We start from the raw sequence: 21,381 nt of genomic DNA, 5'->3' as shown, positions 1-21,381 counted from the left end.
AACAAGGAGGATAAAACCATGCAAGGGCATCTTGTCAAGAAATGGGCCAAGCTGGCCTTGGCGCTTTTGGCGGCCGTCGGTCTCTGCGAAGCCGTCCAGGCGGACACCGGCCATCACGAATCCGAAACCACCACCCCCATCAATCACGTGGTGGTTATTTTTCAGGAGAACGTCTCGTTCGATCATTATTTTGCGACCTATCCGAACGCGGCGAACACGGACGGCTCGACCTTCACGCCCAAGTCCGGCACGCCAGCGGTGAACGGTCTTAACGAGCCGCTGCTCGCGCCGAACAACCCGAACTCGGTTCAGCCCTTCCGATTGTCGCATGACCAGGCCGAGACCTGCGATCAGGATCACGGGTATACGGACGAGCAGAAGGCCTTCGACCACGGCCTGATGGATAAATTCGTCGAGACGGTCGGCCGCGGGGCCGGAACCTGCGTCGACTACGGCTACGGACCGGGGCTGGTTATGGGCTATTATGACGGCAATACTGTTACCGCGCTCTGGAACTACGCCCAGAACTTCGCGATGAGCGACAACTCCTACGACGCGGGGTTCGGGCCGTCCGCGCCGGGCGCTCTTAATCTTATTTCGGGCCAGACGCACGGCTTCGCGACTACGAGCAGCGCGGTCACCGCCAACAACACCGTGATCGGCGATCCGCAACCGACCGGCGACATCTGCGACACTCGCGACAACACGACCTCGATCGATCCGAACAACAAAAACATCGGCGACCTGTTGAACGCAAAGGGGATCACGTGGGGCTGGTTCGAGGGCGGTTTCGCGGACTGCAACGCGTCCCATACCAATGTCGGCAACCAGACCAGCAAGGATTACATCCCGCACCATCAGCCGTTCCAGTTCTTCGCCTCGACGGCGAATTTGCAGCACCTGCCGCCGAGTTCCGTGTCCATGATCGGCCGGACCGACCAGGCGAATCATCAGTACGACCTGCCGGATTTCTGGGACGCGGTCGACGCGCATCACATGCCCGCCGTCAGTTTTCTCAAAGCGGCCGCCTACCAGGACGGCCATGCCGGTTATTCCGACCCGCTTGACGAGCAGCAGTTTCTCGTGAACACGATCAACCGGCTTGAGAAGACCGAGTACTGGGACGACACGGCGGTCATCATCCTCTATGACGACTCGGACGGCTGGTACGACCATCAGATGAGCCCGATCGTGAACCAGTCGAACGACAGCGCGCACGACGCGCTGCGAGGGACGGACTGCGGAACGAACGAGGGAATGATCTCGGGCGGCTATCCGGATCGTTGCGGCTACGGTCCGCGCCAGCCGCTTTTGGTGGTCTCACCGTACGCGAAGCCGAACTTCGTCGACCACGCCGTCACCGATCAGACCTCGGTTCTTCGCTTCATCGAGGACAACTGGCAGACCGGCCGGATCGGAAACGGCTCGCTCGATGAAAAGGCCGGCTCCCTGCTCAACATGTTCAACTTCGGGCACGATCAAACGGCCAAGATCCTATTTCTTGATCCGGCTACCGGTCAACCCGTCGTCAATAGAAAGGCCCATCGCTGACCGGCGCAAGCCTCATACCGTACCATACATCCCGCGGGCTCTGACGGATCGTCAGGGCCCGCGCTTTTTTGAAAACGGAAACAACGATCCGTTTTTACCGAACGAGGGACCATCCCGCCAACGGCTTCTTAATAGGCCCAATAGGGGCCGGTGCCCAGGCCGGATTTGAGTCCTTCGATGCCTATGTAGACTTTTCGTCCGAAGAAGAAGGGAAGCCCCCAGTCGAATTCACCCGGGTTGGGTCCGCCGATATCGGCGAAGACATTGTTGGGTGAGTTCAAAAGGCTGTCGAAGTTGCCTATCTGAAATGAGACCGTGCCGCTCGGTGAGCCGGAGGCTCCGATGTTTGTGGCGGAAAGGGTCTTGGTGGACGAAGGACAGAACCAGTCTGAATCGGGTGAGGCGCAGGTTGGAAGCGAGGTTGAAGAGGGTGGAGGAAAAAACAGGCCGTTTGAACCGCTGTCGATGAAACTGCCGTAAGCGACGTTGCCGATCACTGTGATGAAATCCCCTGAGCCCGGGTCGGCATCATATGCCGTCACCCCGGAAGGCGTATTGTTGGACTGCGTGCCGATTCCGAGCACCAGTGCGCCGTTGACGGAAGGAGTCCCGCCAGAAGAGATGCCAGGAATCTCTACGATAACACCGTTGTTATCCTCAGGCAGAAGCGCCACGGGGTTTTGAACCTGGTCGGCAAGCGCGACCGTGGTTCCACTGCAGCTCGATCCATTGCAGGAGTAATACCAAGGAGGTGATGGAATACTATTTACACATCCCAAGCCACAGTCCTGAAGAATGAAATCAAGCCCCAGGCTTCCGTTGAATCCGGCGTCGGTCGGATCTTGGTTTGGGTTCTGACATGCCGTGGGGGCGCCGGGGAATGTGGAGTCGATCACCTGGATCGGGACCGAAACGGCCGGCTCATTTCCGAGGACGACGTCCGCCGTCTCGATGGGCCCCCAATTCGAAGTGGTGTCCAAGTAAGGGACACACTCCGCAATCGGGTTGGCGCCCTCGGTGACCGCCGTAAGAGGAACGGTCAGAACCTGCTTGAATATCCGCAGCCCGACGTCTCCGGTATCCAGAAGGATGTCGTCGATCGTCTGACAGGTCGATGTGCCGGGACTGCAGACCGTGACGCTGACGCACGGCTCGTTGATATAATTATTGGCAGGGTTGCTCGAGCAGAGCGAACCGTTTACGGTGAGAGAAAGGACGTTGTTCCCTGTCGGGAGGACGCCCACGCCATTTCCCGATCCCGATGAGCTACCCGATCCTCCGCCCGAACCGCCGCCTCCACAGTTCGTCACCAGCATTAGGATCAACGGAAGAAGCAGTATTTTATTTGATTTCATCAACGCTCAATCCCGGAGGAATTAAGGCCGGTGCGTAGGCGCGCCCCTGCATGTTCCGTATATGTCCCCATTGCTCCACAATGATCCGGTTCGTGTGTACCACGGAGGACCTGCGGTGGCCGGGCTTGCGGGGTGTCTGCCGTAAGGCTTCCTTGTACTCTGCGGCATAGGAGCCCAGGAGCGATGTCAGATCGGGACGGGTCAGCCCGTTCCATGCGATACCGAATACGACGCCGGTCGGCGAGATGTATTCCCTAATGAAGGTCGAATCCGACTGAATCTCCTGAACCGTATAATCTTTGCGGGCTGTTGTAGCCCGTTGCACGGCCGAAAGGGCCTTTTGGTCCGACGCGATCGAGTCGGACGATTCGCCGAGCGTCGCCTGAGCCCGTCGGCCGGCCGCAAGACTAACCACCAAAAAACCGAAGGCTATGAGAAGAATATTACGGCTGTTTTTCATGGTTGTGAAATCCCCGGGATTTAAAAAATCGATCCGGATATCTGGCCAGTGACGCCATCGTCAAATGAGGACCCACGCCCTGATTCTTAGAATAGTAGCATAGGAGGCGCCAAGTTTCAAAGAAACATCGTCCGTTTTTCAAGCCCCAAGGCCTCAACGGACTCTTCGCACAGTATTCGGTTTAGATCGATTCAATTTCACCGGTTTGAGTATACCGGCGAACGGTCCTTGTAAGGCCGCCGCTTCAAGGCCCGGAGCCGGCTTCGCCGATCGCATCCAAAGGTTGACAATCCGCTGAAAAATGATAGATTTAACTTGTGCTGTCTTGATGAAAACCCAAAACCAGATGGATGGGAACAACCCCGAAACGGAGGTCGAACTTGTCGGCCGCACCACGGAACCCGGATCGGATGACCTTCCCGGTCCGCCGAGCGGCGGGTCGGGTCCCGTCCATGACCGGTCCGGAGAAAAAGAAAAGAGGCGGTTCGGGCTTTGGGGCTATCTGTTTGTTTGTTTCGGAATTGTCGCGGCCGTCCCGGTTCTCATCCTGGGCATCAACGAGGCTCAGCGCTTAAGAAAGGTCCAACTCGAAGAAATCGGTAGTGAAGGAACGTTCGCGGCGGAATCGCTGGCCCGTGAGATATCGAAGTATGTCGGAAGCCATGTTCAAGCGGTCGAGACGCTGGCCGGGCAGGTGCAAGCCTTGGGTACATTGAATCCGAAAGTGATCCGGTCTTTAATCACTCCGCAGAAAACCCTTTTCGGAAATTTTTCCTTTATGTACATCGCCGATCGTGACGGTCGTTCCATGATTTCCGAGCCCCCCTTGGATGAGGACGGGCGACCGACGGCCGGTACCGACTACAGCGACCGGGATTATTATAAAAAACTGATGACGACCGGAAAAACTTCGATTTCCCGCGCCCAGGTGGGGAAACTCACCCATGTGCCGAATGTTCAAATCGTTTCGCCCATCCGGAACGGGGCCGGAAAGATCCTGGGATTTGCGGAAGGGTCCCTTGACCTGACCGGAATTCAAGAAGCAGCGGATCGATTTATCAAGGGCATGCCGGGGGTGCAAGTCGCGGTGGTGGACGACCAGGGGCGTGTCATCGCCCATCCCGATGAGGGGTATCGACTTTCCGTGAAAAATCTTTTGAACTTTCCATTGTTCCAACCCAGTTCCGGCCCCGATGTGGTGTATCGTTCCGAGAAAGACAGTCACGGAATCATGATGCGTGCGGCCGTTGTGGGGATACGGTCCGACGGCCTGAATTGGACCGTCATCGTTTATCAGCCGGAGTCCGTGCTCGAGGAGCAGGCCGGAGCGGCACGAAAGCAGGCGTTTTGGGTGGCCGCGGTCGCTTTGCTGGCCGGACTGGCTTTCGCCACGATGCTGGCGGCCGGCCTCACCCGGCCGGTTCGACGCCTCGCTGCCGTCGCGACGGCCGTGGGGAGGGGAAATTTTTCCGATTTTCCTTCCCGGCCCGGTTCCTGGATGCCGCGCGAGATGGCCGCCCTGCAGATCGCATTAAGGGAGATGGTTTTACAATTGCGCAACTACACCCGGGAACTCGAATCACGCGTCAAGGAACGAACGGCGCAATTGAAGGAAAAGAATCTCGAGCTGGAATCGTTCGTCTATACCGTTTCCCATGACTTGAAGACGCCGGTCGTCTCCCTTCACGGGATGGCCTCGGTTCTGCTGGAAGACTATTCAGGGAAGTTGGATGATCAAGGCAAGCATTATCTTCAGCGCGTGATGGCCAACGCCACGTTTATGGAACAGTTGATTGAAGATCTTCTGGCGCTATCCCGAACGAGCCGCAGGGTCCGGAGACCCGAGAACATCGATACCGAACGGTTGATCGAGGACGTGCTGGGCCAATGCCAGGAAATGATCAAGCGGAAAGGGGCGTTGGTCAGGGTCCATTCGCCGCTTCCGCGAGCGGTCTTCGACCCGATCCAGCTGAGACAGGTTTTTCTGAACCTGGTGACGAACGGGATTAAATTTATCGGCCCGTCGGCCGCTCCGTCCATCGAGATCGGTGGAGAGCGGGGAGCCGGTTATGTCCAGTTTTTCGTGAAGGATAACGGGATCGGGATCGATCCCCGTTACCATGACCTGATTTTCGGCATCTTCCAACGGCTTCGAGAGGTGGACGTGGAGGGGACGGGGGTGGGACTGGCGATCGTCAAGAAGATCATCGACTCGGCCCGGGGAAAGATCTGGATCGAATCCGAAAAGGGGAAAGGGGCCGCCTTCTTTTTTCGAATCCCTTCTCAAGAACCCGTTACGGAGGCGGAGCCCTGATTGATGAACGAGCCGGTCGAAATTCTTCTAATTGAAGACAACCCGGACCACGCCGCGCTTACCTGTCGGGTTCTGATGGACGGAAGCGTCCTCAATAAAGTCCACTGGGTTAAAAACGGGCAGGAAGCGCTTGATTTCCTGTTCCGACGGGAGGTGTTTAAGGACGCGCCCCGTCCCGGGCTGATCTTGTTGGACATCAACCTCCCGAAAGTGAACGGTCTCGAAGTCCTTCAAAAAATCAAAGGGGACGAGGAGCTGCGGATGATTCCGGTCGTCATGCTCACCACCTCGGACCGCGGAGAAGAAGTGCAAAAAAGTTACAGCATGGGGGCCAATAGTTTCATCGTGAAGCCCGTAAATTTTAAAGACTTCTCCGACAAAATTCAGTCCCTGAAGCTTTATTGGTTGGTGATGAACCGGAGTCCGGAAACCCATACATCCTAGACCCGAGGAATCCGTTATGCCGTCGGAATCGATACGACTGCTGTTGGTGGAGGACAGCCCCGATCAATCCGAGTTGATCCTTCGAGCCTTTCGTCGGAAAGATCCCGGATCACGGATCACGACGGTGCAGGACGGACAGGCTTGCCTCGACGCCCTCGAGCGGTCGCCGTTTGACGCCGTGCTGCTGGATTACAATCTTCCCCATATGACGGGGCTCGATGTTCTCCGTCGGTTGAGGGAAAAGGGGATCAATACACCCGTGATCATGATCACGGGCCAGGGCGACGAATCGATCGCGGTCGAGACCATGAAGGTCGGCGCCTCCGATTATATCACCAAGACCAAGAATTATTTCGAGACCCTGCCGGCGGTGGTCGAGAACGCCGTTAAAAAGTACCGGCTGGAGACCAATATGCGGGAGACCTCGTTGAGGACCCGCCGTCTCTACGAGATTTCTCTATCCATCACGAAGGAACGAAAGATCGAGGTCTTGGCCCAGCGGCTGGTTTACGGGGCCAAGCGACTGTTTGAGACGCAGGGGGCGGTTCTGATACTGATCCATCCCGAAACGTCCGAAATCCACCAGGCTTTTTCGGAAGGGATCGATCTTCAAACCGATGCCCTCAAGGGCCCGGTTTCCCTGGCGGGGGTGTTTGGCTTGGCCTACATCGAAAAAAAGCCGATGGTGATCGAGGCGGCGGATCAACATCCTCTCTGGAGATCCACGCCGGCGCACGAGCCGCCCATCCGCCAAATTCTCTCCGTTCCGCTCATCCAGCCCGGGGATCGCATCGGAGGGGTTTTAACGGTGGGGAACAAACGGAACGGGAAGCCGTTTTCATCCGAAGATGTGGATACCCTTTTGACCCTGTCGGTGCACGCGGCCGCGGCGATCGATAACGCGCGGTTTGTGATCGAGATGGAAAAGTACGCCTCCACCGACGGTCTGACGGGCTGTCTCAACCACCGAGAGCTCCAGGGCCATTTGGATCAGGAGGTGGGTCGGGCCAGCCGTTACGGCAAGGATTTCTCCCTCCTCATGATCGATGTGGATCACTTCAAGTTCATCAACGACGCCCATGGTCATCCCGCGGGGGATCTCATGTTGAAAAGCCTGGTCACCGTCATTCACGGACTCATCCGGCCGGTGGATCTGCTGGCGCGTTACGGCGGGGAGGAATTCTCGGTTGTTCTTCCGGAAACGAACCGGGAGGCCGCCCGGTTGGTGGCCGAGCGGATCCGCACGGCCGTTGACCAAGCCCAATTTTCGACCCCGCAGGGGCAACCGGTTCATCTGTCGGTCAGCATCGGGATTGCCTCCTTCCCCCACGATGCGAACACGCGCTCGGGCCTTATCAATGCGGCGGATCAAGCGCTCTTCACGGCGAAAGGGGGCGGACGGAACCAATGTTGCCTCTACAATGAGACGCCCGTCTCGTTGATCCAGAGAGATCAGGCCCGGTTGGAAACCCTCCTACAGGATCCGATATTGAAGAGCCTGGCCGATTTAGCCGCCCGAATCGACGCCCGAACCCCCTACTTCCGCGACCACAGCCAGAAGATCCTTCAACTGGGTCTCAAGATGGCGGAAGCTTTGAACCTGAGCGAGCAGGATATACGGAACTTACAGTGGGCCAGCCTCTTCCACGACATCGGGATGGCGAGCGTCCCGGAATCCATCCTCAACAAATGGGGGCCGTTGACGTTCGAGGAACAGGAAGCCATCCGGGCCCATCCCCACCTCGCCGAGCTGCTCTTCAGAGGATCGGCCCGTTTTGAATCCGCCATTCCCGTCGTGCTTCATCATCATGAGCGGTATGACGGTCAAGGATATCCCAACGGGTTGCGGGGGGAAGAAATCCCCTTCCTGGCGCGCGTGCTCAGCGTGATCGACGCCTACCTGGCCCTGATTTCGGTCCGTCCGTACCAGCCCCGAATGACCCATGAAGAGGCCGTTTCGGAATTGAGGAAAAACGCCGGGACCCAGTTCGATCCGAAGATTGTAGAGGCCTTGATCGATCTTTTGAAGGATTCAAACAATCCCGGACGGAAACCCTAGAATAAAATAATTTGTCCTGATCCCCTCGTGTCCTGATTATGATGGGCCCATTCCCTTGATGATAAAACGTTCGGATGCTGTCCGGCTGCTGGGTGTTCTTCTGGGCATGGGGTTGTTGTCCGGTTGCGGAGGGGGCGGCGGCCACGACCACGGAGGCGGCGCCTCGCCGCGGATTTACGTGACCGATAGCGGCAACAACCGGATCGTGCGGATGGACGACATGACGGGCGCGGGCTGGACGGCGCTGGGGACCGTCGGCGGCGGGACGAATCAGTTTAATTTTCCGGAGGGTGTCTTCGTCGACCGAGCCGGCAAGGTCTACATCGCGGACTACGGCAACAACCGGATCGTGCGGATGGACGACATGACGGGCGCGGGCTGGACGGCGCTGGGGACCGTCGGCGGCGGGACGAACCAGTTTAATTTTCCGGAGGGCGTTTTTGTGGACGCGGCCGGGAGGATCTATGTGGCGGACTACGGCAACGACCGGATCGTGCGAATGGACGACATGACGGGCGCGAATTGGACCGCCCTGGGCGCCGCCGGCAGCGGGACCGACGAGTTCAACGGTCCGAGCGGCGTGTTCGTGACCGCCGCCGGGAAGATTTATGCGGCCGACTTCGGCAACAAGCGGATCGTGGCGATGGACGACATGACCGGCGCGGGCTGGACCTCTCTCGGCGACGGGAGCGGGTCTGATCCGTCTATCCTGGCGCCGGGTATTTTCGTAGACACGCGCGGCCGGATCTACATTGCCGATTTCGGGGGCAACCGCATCGTGCGGGTGGATGACATGAGCGGTTCAAACGCGACCGCGCTCGGCACCTTGGGCGCCGACATCCGCCAATTCAGCTCTCCGGGCGGCCTCGTTGTGAAGTAGTGTTCGGAATCGAAATACCCGAGCGGGGCCGCCGTTCGTCCCAAGCGTCATCCAAGCCGGCGGGCTTCAAGTCGTCGAAGCATTGACAAGCGAGAAGGGGAGAGGATAAAGTTTCGGAATCGCCATGGGAATCCGGCTGCGACTTTGGGCCAGGCTGTTCTTCGCGGAGGCCGTTCGGGCGCTCGCCCGCCACAAGATGCGGACGGGGCTGACCGCGCTCGGCGTGATGGTCGGCGTCTCGGCCGTGATCTGGGTGGTGGCCATCGGCCGGGCCGGCACGGAGCGCACGGAGGCGGAACTGCAAAAGCTTGGAAAGAACCCGATCTGGATCGAGGCGGGCTCCCGCAACATCAACGGGGTGCGCAACGGCAGCCACGGAACGACCACGCTCACGCCTGAGGACGCGGAAGCCATTCGACGCGAGATCCCGCGGGTCAATCGCGTCTCCGAGAATGTCGACGGCCGGCTGCAGGTTGTCTACCGCAACCGCAACTGGAACACCCGTTTTCGCGGCGTGTCTCCCGACTATCAGGACATCAAGGTCTGGCGGGTCGCGGAGGGCTCGTTCATCACGCAGGACCAGGTGAAGCGCATCGAAAGCGTCGTGGTCCTCGGCGAGACCGTGCGCCGGGAGCTGTTCGGCGCAGCGGACCCGACCGGCCGCATCGTCCGGATGCAGGATTCTTTATTCAAGGTCATCGGCGTGTTGGCGGCGAAGGATCCGGATCAGGACGACGTCGTCATGATGCCCTGGACCACCGCCCAGAGAAAGATCGACGGCCAGGGCATCACGTGGCTGGACGATATCCTGTGCTCGGCGGTGTCCCGGGAGGACGTCGCCCCGGCGATCGGGGCCGTTACGGCGTTGATCCGCCAACGGCACCACATCCGGCCCGGCGAGGAGGACGACTTCAACATCCGCCGTCCGGATGAAGTGATCCAGGCGCGGATCCGGCAAAGCCGGACGCTGGAGCTGCTGCTGGTCTGCGTGGCGTCGATTTCGCTTCTCGTGGGGGGCATCGGGATCATGAACGTGATGCTGGCCTCCGTGGCGCAGCGGACCCCGGAGATCGGCCTGCGCGTCGCCGTGGGCGCGACGCCGTGGGCGGTCCAGACGCAGTTCCTCGGCGAGGCCGTCATGCTGAGCCTCTTCGGCGGCGTCCTGGGCGTCTTCCTCAGCCTCGTCGGCGATTTCTTCATCGAGAGGATGCTCGGCTGGCCCTTGTCCACGTCTCCGCAGGCGGCGCTGCTCGCCGTCTCGTTTGCCGTCGCCGTCGGCGTCTTCTTCGGTTTCTATCCGGCGCGGAGAGCCGCGCGGCTCGATCCGATCACGGCGCTGCGTAAGGAGTGATCATGCGAAACCCCCGCCGGGTTCCCCGGCCGGTCCGGTATAACGAATCGTACAAAGGGGGAGCGGTTGCGGATGGGTAATCTTCGTATCCGTCGCCTTCTTTTCTTGGGGCTTACCCTTCACTTCATGACCGGGACATCCTGGGCCTGGCATGACAAGACCCACCTGGCCGTCGCCAAGGCCGCGGGTTATCCGAACTGGTACAACGCCGCGGCCGCCGATGTCACGAAAATAAAAGCCGGGGCGATCGAAGACAAAAACCATTTTTTCAACAATAATCATGACGCCGATGTTACGTCCAAAATCGTGCTGGAGCAGGCCGATCGGTATAATGATCCTATTGACGAGGAAGGCCATTTATACGGGGCGATTATTTCTTCGTTGAGGGAATACCGAAACACCCGATCGGCCGGAAAATACGCGGAGTACCCCATGGCGTTTGCCGTCCACTATATCGGCGATTTGTCGCAACCCCTGCACAATACTCCCCATGACGAGTTCAACAAAGCGCATCATTCCGTCAATGACGGCATTGTCGAAGGAGAGGTCCTGGATCAAATCGGCGAGATTCAAAGGAACATGTATGAAATCCGCTTGAGGCCGGATCGTTTTGAGGAAGATCTGGCCAGAGAAGTCGCGAGAATCGCCAACCTCTCGCACCGTCTGGGCCTGAAACTCAAAGCGGAAAACCGGGACCTGACCAGGGGAGAGGCGTATGTCCAATTGGGCCACAGCGCTTCCCTGCTGAAAGCGGTCCTAAACGCACGGGGTGGAAGTGAGAAGTAGGGAAAGTGCCACCCCAAACATTGTTTTCGAGTTCGGGAACGGAATGGGTATTGACATCGCGGACATGTATTGATATGCTCAATACGATGTTTTGTGTACAAATTAATATGCGGGATGATCGTTCGAGTGCCCCGGGGCAAGCGTTAAACGGTGACGTAATGGAAAGGAGGATTTCGATGATTCACGCACGGCCATTCTTCTTTGCGAATTTCGCGTTGTTCGCGGCCCTGCTCGTGTCCGCGTGCGCCCACACCACGACCGCGGCCAAAGGCGACGTTTCGCCGGCTCGAACCGAGACGGGTCCGGTGGCTTCTCCGGCACCGTCGGTCCCGACCCCGGCGGCGTCCGCGCAGACCGTCGCGCTGCCGACGCGGTTCCAAGACGCCTTCTTCGATTTCGAGAAAGCGCTCATCCGGGAGGACGCGAAACAGTCGTTACAGGAAGACGCCAAAGTTCTCCAGACCCACAGGGCGATGACGGTCACGATCGGCGGCTACTGCGATGAACGGGGAACGGATGAATACAATTTGGTTTTGGGAAACCGCCGGGCCGAAGCGGTGAAGCACTATTTGGCCGCGCTCGGGGTCGACCCCGGACGGCTGAAAACGATCAGTTACGGCAAAGAGAAACCGTTTTGCACGGAACATACCGAAGCCTGCTACCGGCAAAACCGTCGGGGCCATATTATCGGTTCGGCGGACGCCCCCTGAGACGGCGGCATGATGTTGCGTTCATCCGCGCGGAAGGAACTCTGGATGTGGTTGGGGGTTGTTCTGGCCGGAGGGGCGATCCTCGTTTTCCTCGGCGGTCTCGTGTTCTTGCCCGGAGAATACCGCTTCGGGACCCAAGTCACGGTTTCGCGGTCCTCGGAGCGCGCCTGGATGTGGTTCGTGAAACCGGAGCGCTGGTCGCGACGCTTCCCCATGGTTCAAACGCTTGACGTGGGCTCTGAAGCAACGACAGGCATCGGGGCCCGGCGTCGGGTGATCGTTCATGCTCCGGGCGGCCAAACGCTGGTGTGCGATATCCTCGTCACCGATTTCACGGAAGGGCGCCTTTATGCCGATCGGCATCTCGGCGACTGGCTGGACGGAAGGCCTCTTCCGGTCGAGCATGTTACGGATCGGGTTGAATTTGATCCGGACGGGCCCGGAAAGACCCGGATCACCTTCAAAAGCATCTTCGATGTCGAAGGCCCCTTGAATAAATGGCTGGCTTACTTTGAGCTGAAGCCGGCGGCCGACCGGATCATCGCGCGTGTTCTGAAGGAGTACGACCGTTCCGTCCTGAAGGCTCATCCGGTCCCGACGACCCGGGGATAACGCAACAACATATGATCCGAACCCACGGCCGGGTCCGCGGATTTCGAATCTTTAAAATCACATTTCAAGTTTTTAAAATTTTCAAGCCCTTTCCCCTCACCGGGTTTTTCCAAGACCCTCCATAAACACGAAACAGATTCAGGAAGTTGCATGTCTTCCGGCCGTGTCCGATCCGTCTGGCAAGTTTTATGCTTTTGGAACCGTTGAGTGAAGCCGGACGTTAAAACACCCGGCTATCCTTTGCTCAGAGCAAACCAGGGGAAACCCTGGGACGCAGAGCGACGGGGCTACCGCCGATTAGGCGCTCGGGCTGGCGAAGCCAGCCCATCGCCTGGGCCATGCCCGCCGAGCCGCCAAAGGGAAACGCTTTGGCGGCTTTTTTTATTCAAAAGGAGGTATTAACATGGCACACGACCTGTTGAAAAAACTCCGGACCGGGCGTCATACGGGGCCGGCGGCCGTCGTGAGTGGAAGTCAGGGGACGCATATCCGAAGAGCCAAGTGGGCGCTTGCGGTCCTGTCCGTTCTGCTGGGGGTGAGTCTGGAGGGCGTTCCCTACGCGAATTTTAAGGCCGCGGATCCCGGGGTCCGAGGTGGATCCCCGGCGGGCGGCGGCCCGCTGCCCGGCCTGACGGTCTCTGAATTGGCGCTGTTCCAGGCCGGCAAGACCGATTTCGAGGAAACGGAAAACATCGGCGACGGACTGGGACCGCGCTTTAATCTGGACAGCTGCGCCGGCTGCCACGCGCAGCCGGATGTCGGTGGAACGAGTCCGGCCGTGAATCCGCAGGTGGCCCTGGCAACGGCCCTCGACGCCGACAATTCCGTCCCGTTCTTCCTGAAGGACCACGGACCGGTGCGAGAGGCCCGGTTCAAGTACAATCCCGACGGGACGCGTGACGGCGGGGTGCATGCGCTGTTCGTCATCAGCGGCCGGATGGATGCGACCGGCAACGCGCGCGGTTGCGATATTGTGCAGGAAGATTTCATGACCCCCTCCAAGAAAGGCAACCTGGTCTTCCGGATTCCAACCCCCACCTTCGGGGCCGGGTTGATCGAGCAGATTCCCGACAGCGCCATCGTGGCCAACCAGGCCGCCGAAGAGCAGCAAAAATCGGCGCTCGGCATCCATGGCCGGCCGCATCGCGTCCGCATCGATAACGGCACCACGAACGCGAACGGAAACGACGGCACCATCGCGCGCTTCGGGTGGAAGGCGCAGAACAAGTCGTTGCTGCTTTTCTCGGGGGAGGCGTACAACGTCGAGATGGGGATCAGCAACGAGCTGTTCCAGACCGAGCGCGACGAAACGCCGGAATGCCAGTTCGCCCCCGTGCCGAACGACATCACCCATGCCGACGGCGCCGCGGGCGTCGATGCCCTCAGCGACATCGAAAAGTTCGCGGCCTTCATGCGCTTCCTGGCCCCGCCGACACCGTCTCTCGACACCCCGGGCGGCGCTTCTTCGATCGCCGGCGGCCGGTCCCTCTTTCAGAGCGTCGGCTGCGCGCTCTGCCACACGCCGCAACTCCGGACGGGCGACACCGCCGTCGCGGCGCTGGCCAACCAGAACGTCGACCTCTTCTCGGACCTGTTGCTCCACAACATGGGGCCCGGGCTGGCCGACGACATCGTCCAGGCTCAGGCCGGCCCGGACGAGTTCCGAACGGCGCCGCTGTGGGGCCTGGGCCAGCGCATCTATCTTCTGCATGACGGCCGCACCACCGACCTGATCGCGGCGATCCGGGCGCACAAGAGCGGGGGCAACAAGAAATTCCATCCATCCGAAGCCAACGCGGTCGTGGACAACTTCAACCGGCTCGGCGAGAGCCAGAAGCAGGACCTCCTGAACTTCCTGCGCTCGCTGTAGCGCCGGCGACCACGGACCATGGGGTTCCATGGATCCCGCGAATGAACCCGGTCGTTCCGGAGGCCGCCTTCTTCGCACGTCCCGCGGCCGGCCGACGGAGGGGACCGCTTCGGTTTCCTCACTTGACATCCGGTCGGAAGATAAGATACTTATAGGGGCCTTGCTCACGAGTTGTCGGACGGGAAGCTCGGAAACGGGGATGATGGGGGATCGAAGCGTTCGGAGGGGCGGTTGATGGCCGGGGGGGTCTGCCCGGTTTGTACGGGTCCCATGGCCGAACGCGGATACGCGAAATATCTCGACGGCGTTCAAAATTTTGTGACGGTGCCCGTTTTCTATTGCAAAGCCTGCGACCTCTTTTCGAAGGCATTGCCCCGCGACTTGCTTAAGAGTCACCTTAAGGCCGCCGCGTATGCGCTTCCGAATAATGAGCGGGCCTATTATCGGAAAAAGAATGAATTTTTCAAATTCATCGTGTCGCTCGTTTTGAGGTATAAGAACAATCCGACGATGTTGGACGTCGGCTGTTCCTACGGCCATCTCATGATGGCGGCGGCCGAGAAGGGGATGGATGCGGAAGGGGTGGAGATCAACGGGGCGCTTCGCGAAAAGCTCGAGACAAAAGGGTTCCGCGTTTACAAAGATCTGTTCGAGGTTCCCGAAAGGTACGACGCGATCACCTTCATCGATTCTTTTTTCTACTTTGAGAATCCCCTGGACGTTTTGAACCGGTGCAACGAACTTTTGAAGGAGGATGGAATCCTGTTGCTGCGGCTGACGAACCGCAACTGGCTGGCGGGATTGCGATGGACGTTGTTGAAACGACGCGATTTGAGTGTTTTGGGGGATACGACCCATTCCTACAGCATTAAAAGCATCACACGGGCCTTGAATAAAACAGGCTTCAATTTGAAAGGCGTTCACTTCTTTGAAAGAGGCCGGATGGAAAAAATCGTCCACCGGCTGGCCGGCCTGCTCGCCGTCGCAACCTTTCATCAATTCATTCTGACGCCCGGAGTCATCGTTGTGGCCAAGAGGCGGGCCTGAGCCCCTGCGGGGTTTGAGTCCGCGGTCTCGCCTCCGGGCCTTCCCGTAAAATTCTTCTTGCCCATGAGAGTGTTTTTTAGTAAACTTTTTCCGTTCGGTCCTGCCGAATCTCGAATCATTTTAAGAATTTCCTGGCACCGCCGCGAGACCGCCGCATGTATTGTAAAGGCGAAAATATCCGGTACCGTTTTCGGCGTGCGCCGCTCGAACGCGCGGTTTCGCCCGTCCCGCCTCGCGCCGATCGAAGAGATGCGCCTTCCATCCACCCTGAGCGCGGGTCGTTCACGCCGACCTTGCCGGGCCCCGGATTTCCCATCCCGGCCTCGATCCTTCCGACGGCCGTGAGATGAAAATCGACACGGTCGTGGAGCCTACGGACCGATGAGGAGCCGATTCAGGGGCGCAGCGCGTTCGTTCATGTCGGCCTCCGCCGCTTTGGCGCTTGCCGCCTGCGCCGCGCTGGGCCCCGATTTCAGGCCCCCGGCGCCGCCGGCCTCCGCGGACTATGGCCTGAAGACAAGGCCCGCCGAAGCGGCGCAAAGCGCCGTTTACGGCGCCGAGGTGGCCGACGACTGGTATCGCTTGTTCCGTTCCGAGGCGCTGAACGGCCTGGTGCGAGAAGCGCTCGCCGACAATCCCGACCTGGAAGCCGCGCGCCACGGCCTGCTCGCGGCGCAGGACGAGCTTCGGGCGGTGTCCGGCGCGCGGCTTCCGGAACTGGATGCCGGCGCCAAGATGTCCCGGGCTCACATCAACGGGAGTTTCCTTTACGAACCGGTGGGCGCGCTTAACGTCACCGGCAACCAGCTCAACGTCGGTTTGAACCTGGCCTACAACCTCGACGTGTTCGGCGGCGTGCGCCGCTCCATCGAGTCGCAGGCGTCGGCCGCGGCGAGCGCGCGCGACCAGGCGCTCAACACCTACGTCACGATGGTCGACCGGGTGGTCGTTACCGCCTTCGACTACGCCGCCAGCGAGGCGGATATCGAGGTCGCGCGCGCGCTCGTCGACGATTTTCAGGCGCAACTCGATCTCACCCAAAAACTGGAGGCCGCCGGCAAGATCGCGCGCCGGGACACGCTGCAGGCGCAGGCCCAATGGGAGTCGGCCCACGCCTCGTTACCGCAGCTCGAACGGCAACGGGACGCGTACCGCAACGCCCTGGCGCAGCTCGTCGGCCAAACGCCGGATCAATTCGCCGCGCCCGCGCTCACGCTCAAGGACTTCACCCTGCCGGCGGAGCTGCCGGTGTCGCTGCCGTCCGCGCTGGTGCGGCAGCGGCCGGACATTCTCGCGGCCGAGGACAACCTGCACCAGGCCAGCGCGCAGATCGGCGTGGCCGTGGCCGCCCGTTTCCCTTCGCTGACGCTTTCCGCCCAGTACGCGCAGGAGGCGTCCAGGCTCAATGATCTGTTCACCCGGCCGGGCGGCATCTGGTCCCTCGGTCTCGACGTCACGGGGCCCTTGCTTAACGGCGGCACGCGCGCGGCGCGCGCGGACGAGGCGAAGGAGCGCTACCGGCAGGCGCAGGCGATCTACCGGGGGACGGTGATTCTCGCCTTCGTCGAGGTGGCCGACGCGTTGCAGGCGCTGCAGCGCGATGCCGAAGGCTACGCCGCGTACACGCGCGCGCTGGAGGCCGCGGGCGCCAACCGCGACCTGGCGGCGGCGCAATTCCGCGCCGGCAAGATCAACCGGCTGCAGGTCCTGGCCGCCGAAGCGCAATATCAAAACGCCGCGCTGACACGGGTGCAGGCCGACGCTCAGCGCTTCACCGACACCGCGGCGTTGTTCCGCGCGCTGGGCGGCGGCTGGTGGAACGCCCCCCGCGACCCTTCTTGGCTGCCGACGGCTGCGGCCGATTCCGAGCCGGCGAAAGCCCCCGAGGCCTCCGGCCCGGCCGCAACCTCTCAGGAGAATTCCCATGAGTGAACTCGAACACCCGGAGCCGGCGCCGCCCAAACGCGGCCGCCTGCCGTTGGTCCTGCTCGCCGTCATGCTGATCGCCGGCGCGGGCTACGGGGTCTATCAGATGACCGTCGGCCGCTACCACGTCGGGACCGATGACGCCTATGTCAACGGGGACCTGGTGCGCCTGACGCCGCGGGTGAGCGGGACGGTGGTCGCCATCAACGCCGACGAGACCCAATTCGTGCGGCAGGGCCAGCTGCTGGTCCAGCTCGACCCGCGCGACGCCGAGGTCGCGCGGGCGGAAGCCGAGGCGAACCTGGGACAGACGGTGCGCGACGTGGCGCAGCTGTTCGCCAACGCCCGGCGCGACGCGGCCACGGTGAGCGCGGAGGAGACAAGGTTGAGCCAGGCCGGTCAGGACCTGGCGCGCGACCAATCGCTGGTCGCCGCGCACGGCGTGTCCGAAGAAGAACTTCAGCACGATGAAAACGCGGTGAGCAGCGCCCGCGCCGCCCTGGGACAGGCGCAGGCGGCGCTCGCCGCCACGCGCGCGGCGATCGCCGGCACCACGCCGGAAACACATCCGCGCGTGAAACAGGCGGAGGCCGTGTTGCGCTCCGCCTGGCTGGACGCGGCGCGCACGCGCGTCGTGGCCCCCGTGTCCGGGTACATCGTGCGCCGCACCGTCCAGCTCGGCCAGCAGGTGACGCCGGGCACCGAGATGCTGGCCCTCGTATCGGTGGAATCGATGTGGATCAACGCCAATTTCAAGGAGACGCAGCTCGGCGGCCTGCGCATCGGGCAGCCGGCGGCCGTGTCGGTCGATATGTACGGCTCCCGTGCCGATTACCACGGCCGGGTGCTGGGCCTCACCGCCGGCACCGGCAGCTCGCTGGCCGTGCTGCCCGCGCAAAACGCCTCCGGAAACTGGATCAAGATCGTGCAGCGCCTGACCGTCCGCATCGGCCTCGATCCGAAAGAGTTGGCGCAGCATCCGCTGTTCCTCGGGCTTTCGACCAAGGTCGACGTCGACATTCGCGACTCGTCCGGCGCCGCGCTGTCGCAGAAGCCGGCCTGGCACACGGCCTTGAACACCGACGTGTACGCGGCCCAGGACGCCGGCGTCGACGCCGAGATCCGCAAAATCGTGGCCGAGAACCTCAACCGGCCGGACTCCGCGCGGCCCGCCGCCGGGACCCGGGGCCGGAACCCGTCGTGAGCGCGGGGGCGATATCCCCCTGGATCATCGCGCCGGTGGTGGCGCTGGCGGCCTTCATGGAGGTCCTCGACATCTCCATCGCCAACGTTTCGCTGCCGCACATCGCCGGCGAACTGTCCTCCAGCCAGGACGAATCGACCTGGGTGCTGACCAGCTATCTGGTGACGAACGCGATCGTGATGCCGATCTCCGGCTGGCTGGCCAACCGCTTCGGCCGCAAGCGCTTCTTCCTCGCCTGCATTTCCGGCTTCGCCGCCAGTTCCTTCCTCTGCGGCGCGGCGCCCAATCTTGCGACGCTGATCCTCCTTCGCGCCGTGCAGGGCGCCGCCGGCGGCGGCCTGCAGCCGATCGGCCAGGCCATCCTCACCGACGCCTTTCCCCCCGAGAAGCGCGGTATGGCCACCGCCGTTTACGGGGTCGCCACGGTGGTCGCGCCGATCGTCGGTCCTACCCTGGGCGGATGGATCACCGACAACTACAGCTGGCGCTGGATCTTTTTCATCAACGTGCCCGTCGGCGTCGTTCTGGTGGGCCTCATCTCGGTCCTGATTCACGAACGCGCCCGGGCCGCCGCCGGCCCGCGCACCGTCGACGGCTGGGGCCTGGGCTTCGTCGCGCTCGCCCTCGGCTGCATGCAGATCGTGCTCGACCGCGGCCAGCAGGACGACTGGTTCGCCTCCGGCTTCATCACGGGGCTGGCGTCGATTTCCGCGGTGGCGTTCGTGCTGATGGTCTGGTGGGAACTGCGCCATCCTTATTCGATGGTCAACCTGCGCCTGATGCGCAACCCGGATTTCGCGGCCGCCTTCGGCCTGATGTTGATGCTCGGCTTCACCCTCCTGGGGAGCACCTACATCATTCCGGCCTTCGTGCAGAGCCTGTTGGGTTACCCGGCCGTCTCCGCGGGCATGGTCATCACGCCCGGCGGCTTCGGCGTCATACTCATCCTGCCGATCGTCGGTCAGCTCGTCAACCGGGTCGATCTGCGCCTGCTCATCGCCATCGGCCTGACCGTCGGCGGGGCCAGCCTGTGGTGGATGACCAACTTTTACCTGGGGGTTTCGTTCGAGGTGGTCATGCTGGCCCGTGTGGTGCAGGCCGCGTCCTTGCCGTTCCTGTTCATTCCGATCAACACCATCGCCTTCCGCAGCGTCCGCCCTCACCAGATCAACGACGCCTCGGCGCTGGTCAACCTGGCGCGCAACTTCGGGGGCAGCATCGGCATCTCCTTCGCCTCGACCCTGATCACGCGCCGCGAGCAGTTTCACCAGAGCCGCCTCGTCGAATCCCTGCAGTCGATGAACCCGGCCTATCCCGACTACGCCAACCATTTCGGCGCCCTGGTCGGCGGCGGGGCCCGTTCGCTCCCGACGCTCGCGGGCCTCTATCAGGACGCGGTGCAACAGGCGACGCTGTTGAGTTATTTGGACGCTTTCAAAGCGCTGGCCCTTTTGTTCCTGGCCTGTCTGCCGATTCTTCTCTTTTTGCGGGCGGGCAAGGGCGGCGGGGCTCCGATGGGCCACTGACGTGCCTGTTCTTTCAGCGGAAGACCCTCTCAACCCGGCGCGGAAGGGGACGGATCAACCGGCTGGGGCGCTTGAGCGGGCGGCAGCGGTTGAAAGGGTTGGAGGGGAGGCATCGGCTGCATCGGCTCCGGCGCTTGGACGGGAGGGATCGGTCCCAGGGGTTCAACCGGCGCCGGCTGCATGGGTTCGGGCGGTTGGACGGGCGGCATCGGCTGGAACGGTTTGACCTGGGCTCCGATGTCCGGCGTATACAGGATGAGCACCGCCGCGAACGCCAGGCTGGCTATCCATGTGGAACGATGGCATCTGAAAGCCGTTGATGAAGTCATGTCATTCTTTCCAACTCGGGTTCATTTTAACCAATATAAGCCGGTCGTGTCAAAGCCCCGCGCACGTGCGGCCCAAAATCCCTCAATCAAGCCGGCCAAGGAAGACCACATGCATGCCCTTTCGATCACCTTCGATGGAAAAGACAAGATCGTCCGGCACGGGACAAGAGCCGCGCCCGGGAAGAAGCCGGAGATCATGGAGATCGCCTTCACGCGCGTCCAGTGCCAAAAAAGGGGACTGGCTGCGTTGTCTTTTCCATTTTCCGGATTACATATTAGAAAATCGGCCTGTCCGAGTTTCCTTTTCGGATTCAAAAACCCACCCCCTTATTTCAAGATCCGCGGATTGATTTTCCGGGGGTTCTGGCGTATTCTTAGGATGACGCAAAAAGGAAAATGAAGGGATCAAGCCGCAGGACAAACTGAAGCTCTAACCATTTTTGAGGAGGACGTCATGGCCATGCAGGATCTTTCCGCATACCTTCAGAGTTTGAAAGAACAATTAAATATCCGGAACAACGGAGAGCTGGCCGCGCGGCTTAATATAGACGAGCAAAGGGTCTCAAGGTGGTGCCAGGGCGAAGAGCTTCCCGATGATGATAGCTGCATTAAGCTCGCTTCCATGGCCGGGGATGACCCCGCGAAGGTCCTGATCCTGAAACACCTCTCGTCAGCCTCGATAACGGCCAGGTCCTTTTGGGAAAAGGTTTCCATCAAATATCGGCATGGACGGACATTCCCAAAGTCTCTGGACAAAGGGTCTCAGTACGATAGGCGGCACAAGGTCCTGCAGTTCACGGGCGCTGATCGCCGCTCGCCGTATGATCGGCGAAGAGAGCTTGACCGACGTTTAGGGTTGGCGATATAGGAGATGAATCGAGAATGTCAGGTCTTACCTTCAAGCATCCTCTCAGCCCAGAGGGAATGTGTTAACGCAAGACCTGGCCCTTTCCCTGC

Annotated in this window: 19 protein-coding genes and 1 riboswitch; of the genes, 16 read left to right on the top strand and 3 right to left on the bottom strand. The window is 60.9% G+C overall.

The features are described 5' to 3' along the window. The first annotated feature begins 18 nt into the window (after positions 1–18). The gene (locus VLY20_05895; protein HUK56172.1) at positions 19–1,551 is read left to right on the top strand and encodes an alkaline phosphatase family protein; all 1,533 of its coding nucleotides are present in this window, start codon (positions 19–21) and stop codon (positions 1,549–1,551) included. Between the two features lie 128 nt (positions 1,552–1,679). Here the strand turns inward: VLY20_05895 and VLY20_05890 are convergent, their stop codons facing one another. Together VLY20_05890 and VLY20_05885 are read right to left on the bottom strand one after the other, a co-directional pair. Then, complete coding sequence (locus tag VLY20_05890; GenBank protein HUK56171.1) at positions 1,680–2,906, bottom strand: DUF3443 domain-containing protein; 1,227 nt, start codon at positions 2,904–2,906, stop codon at positions 1,680–1,682. After that, on the bottom strand, positions 2,893–3,366 hold the full coding sequence (locus VLY20_05885; protein ID HUK56170.1) for a DUF2844 domain-containing protein: 474 nt from the start codon (positions 3,364–3,366) through the stop codon (positions 2,893–2,895). Before VLY20_05885 ends, VLY20_05890 begins: the two co-directional genes overlap by 14 nt. 328 nt (positions 3,367–3,694) lie before the next feature. Here VLY20_05885 and VLY20_05880 point away from each other — a divergent pair, with 328 nt between their 5' ends. From VLY20_05880 to VLY20_05820, 13 genes are all read left to right on the top strand, one after another. Continuing rightward, the gene (locus VLY20_05880) at positions 3,695–5,680 is read left to right on the top strand and encodes an ATP-binding protein (protein HUK56169.1); all 1,986 of its coding nucleotides are present in this window, start codon (positions 3,695–3,697) and stop codon (positions 5,678–5,680) included. A 3-nt stretch (positions 5,681–5,683) separates the two neighbouring features. Beyond that, on the top strand, positions 5,684–6,124 hold the full coding sequence (locus VLY20_05875; protein ID HUK56168.1) for a response regulator: 441 nt from the start codon (positions 5,684–5,686) through the stop codon (positions 6,122–6,124). 16 nt (positions 6,125–6,140) lie between these two features. After that, positions 6,141–8,183, top strand: a complete 2,043-nt coding sequence (locus VLY20_05870) for a diguanylate cyclase (protein HUK56167.1) — start codon at positions 6,141–6,143, stop codon at positions 8,181–8,183. Between the two features lie 58 nt (positions 8,184–8,241). Next, the gene (locus tag VLY20_05865) at positions 8,242–9,063 is read left to right on the top strand and encodes an NHL repeat-containing protein (protein ID HUK56166.1); all 822 of its coding nucleotides are present in this window, start codon (positions 8,242–8,244) and stop codon (positions 9,061–9,063) included. A 124-nt stretch (positions 9,064–9,187) separates the two neighbouring features. Beyond that, a complete protein-coding gene (locus VLY20_05860) occupies positions 9,188–10,414 on the top strand; it encodes an ABC transporter permease (protein ID HUK56165.1) in 1,227 nt (408 codons plus the stop codon). Positions 10,415–10,486: 72 nt separating this feature from the next. Beyond that, positions 10,487–11,200 (top strand): hypothetical protein, encoded by a 714-nt coding sequence (locus VLY20_05855; GenBank protein HUK56164.1) that lies wholly within the window; start codon positions 10,487–10,489, stop codon positions 11,198–11,200. Positions 11,201–11,376: 176 nt separating this feature from the next. Continuing rightward, a complete protein-coding gene (gene pal / locus VLY20_05850; GenBank protein ID HUK56163.1) occupies positions 11,377–11,910 on the top strand; it encodes a peptidoglycan-associated lipoprotein Pal in 534 nt (177 codons plus the stop codon). A 9-nt stretch (positions 11,911–11,919) separates the two neighbouring features. Then, positions 11,920–12,522 (top strand): SRPBCC family protein, encoded by a 603-nt coding sequence (locus tag VLY20_05845; GenBank protein ID HUK56162.1) that lies wholly within the window; start codon positions 11,920–11,922, stop codon positions 12,520–12,522. A 238-nt stretch (positions 12,523–12,760) separates the two neighbouring features. Next, a riboswitch (cyclic di-GMP riboswitch) is annotated at positions 12,761–12,880 on the top strand. 45 nt (positions 12,881–12,925) lie between these two features. Continuing rightward, positions 12,926–14,392 carry a di-heme oxidoredictase family protein gene (locus VLY20_05840; protein HUK56161.1) on the top strand — a complete coding sequence of 489 codons (1,467 nt, stop codon included), beginning with the start codon at positions 12,926–12,928 and terminating at the stop codon, positions 14,390–14,392. A 234-nt stretch (positions 14,393–14,626) separates the two neighbouring features. Then, entirely contained in the window at positions 14,627–15,439 is an 813-nt protein-coding gene (locus VLY20_05835; protein ID HUK56160.1) for a class I SAM-dependent methyltransferase, read from the top strand. A 417-nt stretch (positions 15,440–15,856) separates the two neighbouring features. Continuing rightward, a complete protein-coding gene (locus tag VLY20_05830) occupies positions 15,857–17,371 on the top strand; it encodes an efflux transporter outer membrane subunit (protein ID HUK56159.1) in 1,515 nt (504 codons plus the stop codon). Further along, positions 17,364–18,569 (top strand): efflux RND transporter periplasmic adaptor subunit, encoded by a 1,206-nt coding sequence (locus VLY20_05825; GenBank protein HUK56158.1) that lies wholly within the window; start codon positions 17,364–17,366, stop codon positions 18,567–18,569. Before VLY20_05830 ends, VLY20_05825 begins: the two co-directional genes overlap by 8 nt. Then, on the top strand, positions 18,566–20,095 hold the full coding sequence (locus VLY20_05820; GenBank protein HUK56157.1) for a DHA2 family efflux MFS transporter permease subunit: 1,530 nt from the start codon (positions 18,566–18,568) through the stop codon (positions 20,093–20,095). Before VLY20_05825 ends, VLY20_05820 begins: the two co-directional genes overlap by 4 nt. Before the next feature lie 29 nt (positions 20,096–20,124). Here the strand turns inward: VLY20_05820 and VLY20_05815 are convergent, their stop codons facing one another. Next, positions 20,125–20,424: a hypothetical protein gene (locus tag VLY20_05815; GenBank protein ID HUK56156.1), complete on the bottom strand. Its 300-nt coding sequence runs from the start codon at positions 20,422–20,424 to the stop codon at positions 20,125–20,127. 109 nt (positions 20,425–20,533) lie between these two features. On the opposite strand from VLY20_05815, the gene VLY20_05810 reads away from it, so the two are divergent. Beyond that, entirely contained in the window at positions 20,534–20,824 is a 291-nt protein-coding gene (locus tag VLY20_05810; protein HUK56155.1) for a hypothetical protein, read from the top strand. A gap of 54 nt (positions 20,825–20,878) precedes the next feature. Beyond that, complete coding sequence (locus VLY20_05805) at positions 20,879–21,292, top strand: helix-turn-helix transcriptional regulator (GenBank protein ID HUK56154.1); 414 nt, start codon at positions 20,879–20,881, stop codon at positions 21,290–21,292. Positions 21,293–21,381 lie beyond the last annotated feature (89 nt).

The sequence above is a fragment of the Nitrospiria bacterium genome (genome assembly GCA_035517655.1).
Taxonomy (GTDB): Bacteria; Nitrospirota; Nitrospiria; order JACQBZ01; family JACQBZ01; genus JACQBZ01.
The sequence above is the reverse complement of the archived record's forward strand: the minus strand, read 5'-3'. Positions and strand labels throughout refer to the sequence as shown.